We start from the raw sequence: 5560 nt of genomic DNA, 5'->3' as shown, positions 1-5560 counted from the left end.
AATGATTACTTTTATGAAAACTAAAGTAATTCTCTTGGGCAAACCAAAGTATGTATTAAATAATTAATAATTTATAGGCATGGGGCCCGAACGAGGTGCAAAAAAGGGGAGCGAATCTAGGGGGGATGCATTGTCAGGGGCGTCAACGACTAAACAGACAGGCCGATTTTAAGAAAGGGCGTCAGGAAAGGTACGTAGAATTAGAGGGGCAACTGGTGGACGAGAGGAGCAGAGCCAGGGGGGGCGGTGAGAGGGAGGGGGCCGCCTGACGCCTGTCAGTAGTAGCTACCTTGTTTGAAGGGGTAACTGCATGGATATAGGGAGGAAGGTTTGGCGGAAGCACATGGGAATCGAACCCACCTGGGAAGTTTCTCACCCCCCACACCGGTTTTGAAGACCGGGCGGCCCACCAGCGACCGTGGTGCTTCCTTCTATAGGTTAGATTTTTTAGTTCATCGCCGGCTTCCTGTCAACCGAAATTCCCTCTTTTTGCTTGCGGGAGCGTCCTTGACAAAGTATGGTAATTTCTGTATAGATTTCCAGTCGCGCTACCACCTATAAGGGGAGATCAATGATTCTGCTAGCCAATATTCTTTTGGCCCTGGCAAAGATAGTCGAGCTGGCAAACGGACTCCTGACCATCTACAAGTACATCCTTCTGGCAAGCGTAGTCATTTCCTGGGTCAACGCCGATCCCTACAACCCCATCGTCAACTTCATCTACCGTGCCACCGAGCCGGTGCTGCGCCGGGTACGCCGCTACATGCCGGATACCGGGGCGCTGGACCTCTCGCCGCTGGTGGTGTTCGTCCTCATCTACCTCGTGCAGATCGTGGTATTCGATACGGCCTACACCTATCTCATGATGCTCAGCAGCCAAATGAAAGGGCAGGCCCTATGAAAATCACGCCGATGGACATCCAGCAGCAGCAGTTCAAGGGGAAGGTTTTTGGCGGGCTGGACCCGGACGATGTGGATGCCTTCCTGCAGGCGGTGGCCGGCGAGATGGAGGAGCTGATCCGCGAGAACTCGGACCTCAAGGAGCAGCTCAACAGGAGCGCCTCCGCCATGACCGAGATCCAGGCGCGCGAGGCACAGCTGCGCGAGACCATGCTGGCGGCCCAGCGCATCACCGAGGAGATGAAGGCCAACGCCCAGAAGGAGGCGCAGCTCATGGTCTCGGAGGCGGAGCTCAAGGGGGAGCGGATCGTGGCGGACGCCGAGAAGAAGCTGGTCGAGCTCAATTCCCAGATCCAGGAGCTGAAGCGGGACAAGGTACAGTTCGAGTCGGGCTTCAAGAACCTGCTCGATACCTATTACAAGCTGCTCGCGCTGGAAAATGAGTGACCAGCTGAAGGTGACCGAGACCCCCGAGGGGGTGGTCTTCACCGTCCACGTGCAGCCCAGGGCGTCGCGCTGCGAGGTCTGTGGCCCCAAGGAGGGGGAGCTGAGGCTCAGGCTCACCTCGCCCCCGGTGGAGGACGCGGCCAACAAGCAGTGCGTGGAGCTGATCGCCAAGACGCTGGGGATCGCCAAGTCGCGGGTGGTCATCAAGTCGGGCGCCAAGTCGAGGCACAAGGTGGTAAGAGTGGAAGGGGTGGACGGCAGTGCCCTCCTCTCACTATTCAAAGATCGCGAGGAGTGACTAATTTCATGAAGGCGAGAGACATTATGGTAACGGACGTGCCGTCCATCTCGGTGAGAACCACCGTGGCGGAGGCGGTCCGCATCATGAAGGCGAATTTCGGTGACGAGAGCTTCTTGAACGCGGCGCCGGGGCTTATCGTGCTGAACGAGAGGGGCGGGCTGGCCGGTATCCTCACCCCCTTGAGCATCATCACCGCGCTGATGGAGGGTGTTACCTCCACGGGAACCGACGACGCCTTCTTCGCCTCGCTCTGCAGCCGGATCAAGGACCTCCCCATCTCGGACATCATGGAGCACCAGCCGATCTCGGTCACCCAGGACGCCGACGTCTCCCTGGTCGCCGACCTCTTCCTGAAGCACCGCTTCCAACGGGTGCCGGTGGTGGACGGCAAGAAGGTGGTAGGGATCATCTACCGCTCCCGGCTGCTGTTCGCCATGACCAAAAGCCTCGAGCTTGCCCCTTGACAAAGGCGGGGGGGCATCCTTATATTTAACCTGCTCCAGGGCCCGTCCGGTTGCCCCTTTTCACGTATTTGAGGAGGATGTAAAAGCAATGCCACTTTACGAGTACCACTGCAAAAATTGCGATAGTGTCTTCGAACTGCGCCAGAAGTTTTCCGACCCCCCTGCTTCCGAGTGCCCTTCCTGCGGTGGCGAGGTCGAGAAGCTGATCTCCCAGTCCGGCTTTGCCCTCAAAGGGGGCGGGTGGTACGGTGACGGCTACGGCAGCTCCAGCTCCAAGCCGGCCATGCCCTGCCAATCGGGCGGAGGCTGCGCCGGTTGCCCATCGGCATCCTGACCGGCATACTGAGCTTTCCTTCCAATGCCCCCGGCAACGGGGGCATTTTTTTTACTGGAACAAGATTGTAAACAAACTTTACAAAGCACGCTCTGTTACCTATTATTTCTGGATTACACGCATCTATGGCGCATGCAGTAGCCTTGGCGTATGGCGCAATGTCCGGAGACCTCAGAAAGAGTCCAGCTGCTTTGCCGTTTCCTGATTAAAGGAAGAGGGTGCTCGATCTTCTGGAATTATCCGTGCTTCGCTCACGCTGAAACTGTTGTGCCGGGATAGAAAGGGATCAATGATGGCAACGATTATTGACGGCAAGGCGATAGCAGCGAAGATCCGCGGCGAGATCAGCGCGGAGACGGCGAAGCTCAAGGAGAAAGGGGTGGTGCCGGGGCTCGCAGTGGTACTGGTGGGAGAGGACCCGGCCTCCAAGGTCTACGTTTCCATGAAGGAGAAGGCCTGCGCCGACGTGGGGATCTTCTCGGACGAGTACAAGCTCCCCGCCGAGACCAGCGAACAGGACCTCTTGGCGCTGATCGACAAGCTGAACATGGACAGCAAGATCGACGGCATCCTGGTGCAGCTGCCGCTTCCCAAGCAGATCAACACCGACAAGGTGCTGGAGGCGATCTCTCCGGACAAGGACGCCGACGGCTTCCATCCCTACAACGTGGGGCGCCTGGTGATCGGCAAGCCGACCTTCCAGCCCTGCACCCCCTACGGGGTGATGGTGATGCTGAAGGAGGCGGGGGTCGAGCTGGCCGGCAAGGAAGTGGTGGTGGTCGGCCGCTCCAACATCGTCGGCAAGCCGGTGGCCTTCATGTGCCTGCAGCAAAACGCCACCGTGACCCTGTGCCACTCCAAGACCCGCGACCTGGCGGCCAAGGTTGGCCAGGCCGACGTGGTGATCGCGGCGGTCGGGGTCCCCGAGATGATCAAGGGCTCCTGGATCAAGGACGGTGCCGTGGTGATCGACGTCGGCGTGAACAGGGTGGGCGAGAAGAAGCTGGTGGGTGACGTGGAGTACCAGGCTGCGGCGGAGCGCGCCTCGGCCATCACGCCGGTTCCCGGCGGGGTCGGTCCCATGACCATCACCATGCTCCTCTACAACACCTTGCAGTCGGCCCGCAGAAGGGCCTAGCACCATGCCTCGCCCCCTCTCCCCGACCGGAGTGGGGGCGTTGGCGCATGAAGAGTTATCCCCGCGGGGGTTGACATACCAGCAGCCAAGGCAGCAAGGCAGGGCGGCAGCAGCACCCGTTTCGCGATTCTGTGGAAATTGGACAACCTGTTTAGGCTCTTGCCGGCGCCGTACGGCTCTTTCCCGCAGGGGACGGGCAGGCGTGGTATAGATGCGTAGAAGGAGGCCATGCCATGCGAGTCAAGAAGGCCGTTTTTCCGGTTGCCGGACTGGGCACCAGGTTCCTGCCGGCGACCAAGTCGACGCCCAAGGAGATGCTGCCGCTCATCGACAAGCCGCTCGTCCAGTACGTGGTGGAAGAGGCGGTCGACTCCGGCATCGAACAGATCCTGTTCGTCACCGGGCGCGGCAAGCGGGCCATCGAGGACCACTTCGACCACGCCTTCGAGCTGGAGTCCCTGCTCTCTGACAAGGGAAAAGACCTGGAGCTGCACCAGGTGCAGCAGATTGCGGAGATGGCCAAGATCTTCTTCGTGAGGCAGAAGCAGGCGCTGGGCCTTGGCCACGCCATCCTCTGCGCCAAGGAGTTCGTGGGTGACGACCCCTTCGCGGTGCTTTTGGGGGACGACATCATCGATTCCGAAAAGCCCTGCCTCGCCCAGCTTCTGGAGGTGTACGACAGCTACCGCTCGCCGGTGCTCGCCCTGGAACAGGTGCCGATGGAGAACATCTCCTCCTACGGCTGCGTGCGCGCCGACCTTCTGGAGGGGCGGGCCTACCAGGTGTTCGACCTGGTGGAGAAGCCGGCCAAGGAGGAGGCACCCTCCGACCTCGCCATCATCGGGCGCTACATCCTCTCACCCGGCATCTTCCCGATCCTGGAGCGCCAGAAGCCGGGCAAGGGTGGGGAGATCCAACTGACGGACGCCATACTGGAGCTCTCCAAGCGAGAATCCATCTACGGTTGCAGGTTCGAGGGGGTGCATCACGACTGCGGGGATAAGCTGGGATTTCTGAAGGCCACGGTGGACATGGCACTGAAGCGGGAAGAGTTCAACGGCGACTTCGAGGCCTACCTGAGGGGCCGGCTGGGTTGCTAATGGAGACGGCCTCTGCCGTTGATGTAGTGGAAGAAGGCGATCACCCTGAAGGTGTCGCCGACATACCCCCTCGGTAAGGAACCGATGGGGCCTATCTCATTGAGGGTCCTCACCACCTCATTGTCCAGTATCCTGCTCCCCGAACTCTCCAACAACTCTACCTGCACGACCTTCCCCTCCCTGTCGAAGGTGATCCTCACCGGCGTGGTCCCTTCGATGCCGCGCTCGGCAGCCTCCCGCGGGTAGCGCCAGACGCCGTACACGGCGTTTTCCAGCCTGCGGTAGAAGGAGCCGAAGCGGATGTCGTCGGTGTTGAGGAAGCCGGTGTCACCCTGCTCGACCTCGGGGACGTACTTTTCCCGGTAGCGCTCCTCCAGGCGGGCCAGGGTGTTGGCGGAGGGAAAGAGCGCCGGACGGGTGGCGGTATCGCGGGACTTGCTCTTGAAGATCCCCTCCCCGCGGGTCACCGGCTGCCCCCCCTTCTCAGTGGGGAGCGCTTCACCCTTGGGCGCCGGCGCTGCCGGCAGCTTCGGCTGCGGCTTTGCCTGCGGCTGACCCGCCGGAGGGAGCAGAGGGAGGGGGGACGGGATGAGCGGCTCCCTCCTCGCGGTTTCTTTGGGCACCCGCTGCCGCTCCTCGGCGAAACGGTTGACGTTGGACGGGGTCTCGGGGAGCGGGGAGGGACGCGCAACTCTGGGTGCCGGGGCAGGTGCTGGAGCCGGCGGCGGCTTCACCGGTTCCGGCGGCAGCGGGAGGTCGGTGATGTCCACCATGGTGGTCTGCTCGGCCTTGGGAGGGTTTCCGGCGGGGAGCCGGATGATCAGCTGGTATGCCGCCACGTGCAGAAGTACGGAGAGCGCCAGGAGGTAGAGGAAG

General features: G+C 61.1%; 8 protein-coding genes and 1 tRNA gene. 7 read left to right on the top strand and 2 right to left on the bottom strand.

The window, feature by feature from the left end; all coding sequences use genetic code 11:
* Positions 1-331: 331 nt before the first annotated feature.
* Positions 332-429 (bottom strand) — tRNA-Sec (locus VJ604_RS04540).
* Positions 430-571: 142 nt separating this feature from the next.
* Between VJ604_RS04540 and VJ604_RS04535 the strand changes: the two genes are divergently transcribed.
* From VJ604_RS04535 to galU, 7 genes are all read left to right on the top strand, one after another.
* The gene (locus VJ604_RS04535) at positions 572-901 is read left to right on the top strand and encodes a YggT family protein (protein ID WP_324080193.1); all 330 of its coding nucleotides are present in this window, start codon (positions 572-574) and stop codon (positions 899-901) included.
* Complete coding sequence (locus VJ604_RS04530; RefSeq protein ID WP_324080192.1) at positions 898-1347, top strand: DivIVA domain-containing protein; 450 nt, start codon at positions 898-900, stop codon at positions 1345-1347. The genes VJ604_RS04535 and VJ604_RS04530 overlap by 4 nt, the downstream gene beginning before the upstream one ends.
* On the top strand, positions 1340-1645 hold the full coding sequence (locus VJ604_RS04525) for a DUF167 domain-containing protein (protein WP_324080191.1): 306 nt from the start codon (positions 1340-1342) through the stop codon (positions 1643-1645). The genes VJ604_RS04530 and VJ604_RS04525 overlap by 8 nt, the downstream gene beginning before the upstream one ends.
* A gap of 26 nt (positions 1646-1671) precedes the next feature.
* The gene (locus tag VJ604_RS04520) at positions 1672-2112 is read left to right on the top strand and encodes a CBS domain-containing protein (RefSeq protein ID WP_324080190.1); all 441 of its coding nucleotides are present in this window, start codon (positions 1672-1674) and stop codon (positions 2110-2112) included.
* A gap of 88 nt (positions 2113-2200) precedes the next feature.
* Complete coding sequence (locus tag VJ604_RS04515; protein WP_324080189.1) at positions 2201-2446, top strand: FmdB family zinc ribbon protein; 246 nt, start codon at positions 2201-2203, stop codon at positions 2444-2446.
* Between the two features lie 292 nt (positions 2447-2738).
* The gene (gene folD, locus VJ604_RS04510; protein ID WP_324080188.1) at positions 2739-3584 is read left to right on the top strand and encodes a bifunctional methylenetetrahydrofolate dehydrogenase/methenyltetrahydrofolate cyclohydrolase FolD; all 846 of its coding nucleotides are present in this window, start codon (positions 2739-2741) and stop codon (positions 3582-3584) included.
* Positions 3585-3817: 233 nt separating this feature from the next.
* Positions 3818-4684, top strand: coding sequence for a UTP--glucose-1-phosphate uridylyltransferase GalU (galU, locus tag VJ604_RS04505; protein WP_324080187.1), 867 nt, complete (start codon positions 3818-3820; stop codon positions 4682-4684).
* Here galU and VJ604_RS04500 read toward each other — a convergent pair.
* On the bottom strand, positions 4681-5560 hold an 880-nt coding region (locus VJ604_RS04500; protein ID WP_324080186.1), incomplete at its 5' end, for an energy transducer TonB. The two genes, galU and VJ604_RS04500, sit on opposite strands and share 4 nt — an antisense overlap.

This window comes from Geomonas sp., assembly GCF_035254065.1.
Taxonomy (GTDB): domain Bacteria; phylum Desulfobacterota; class Desulfuromonadia; order Geobacterales; family Geobacteraceae; genus Geomonas.
This window is presented reverse-complemented; position numbering and strand designations above follow the sequence as displayed.

Coding starts and splice junctions, on each gene's coding strand:
- VJ604_RS04535 (WP_324080193.1), top strand. CDS start 572: ATGATTCTGCTAGCCAATATTCTTTTGGCCCTGGCAAAGATAGTCGAG.
- VJ604_RS04530 (WP_324080192.1), top strand. CDS start 898: ATGAAAATCACGCCGATGGACATCCAGCAGCAGCAGTTCAAGGGGAAG.
- VJ604_RS04525 (WP_324080191.1), top strand. CDS start 1,340: ATGAGTGACCAGCTGAAGGTGACCGAGACCCCCGAGGGGGTGGTCTTC.
- VJ604_RS04520 (WP_324080190.1), top strand. CDS start 1,672: ATGGTAACGGACGTGCCGTCCATCTCGGTGAGAACCACCGTGGCGGAG.
- VJ604_RS04515 (WP_324080189.1), top strand. CDS start 2,201: ATGCCACTTTACGAGTACCACTGCAAAAATTGCGATAGTGTCTTCGAA.
- folD (WP_324080188.1), top strand. CDS start 2,739: ATGGCAACGATTATTGACGGCAAGGCGATAGCAGCGAAGATCCGCGGC.
- galU (WP_324080187.1), top strand. CDS start 3,818: ATGCGAGTCAAGAAGGCCGTTTTTCCGGTTGCCGGACTGGGCACCAGG.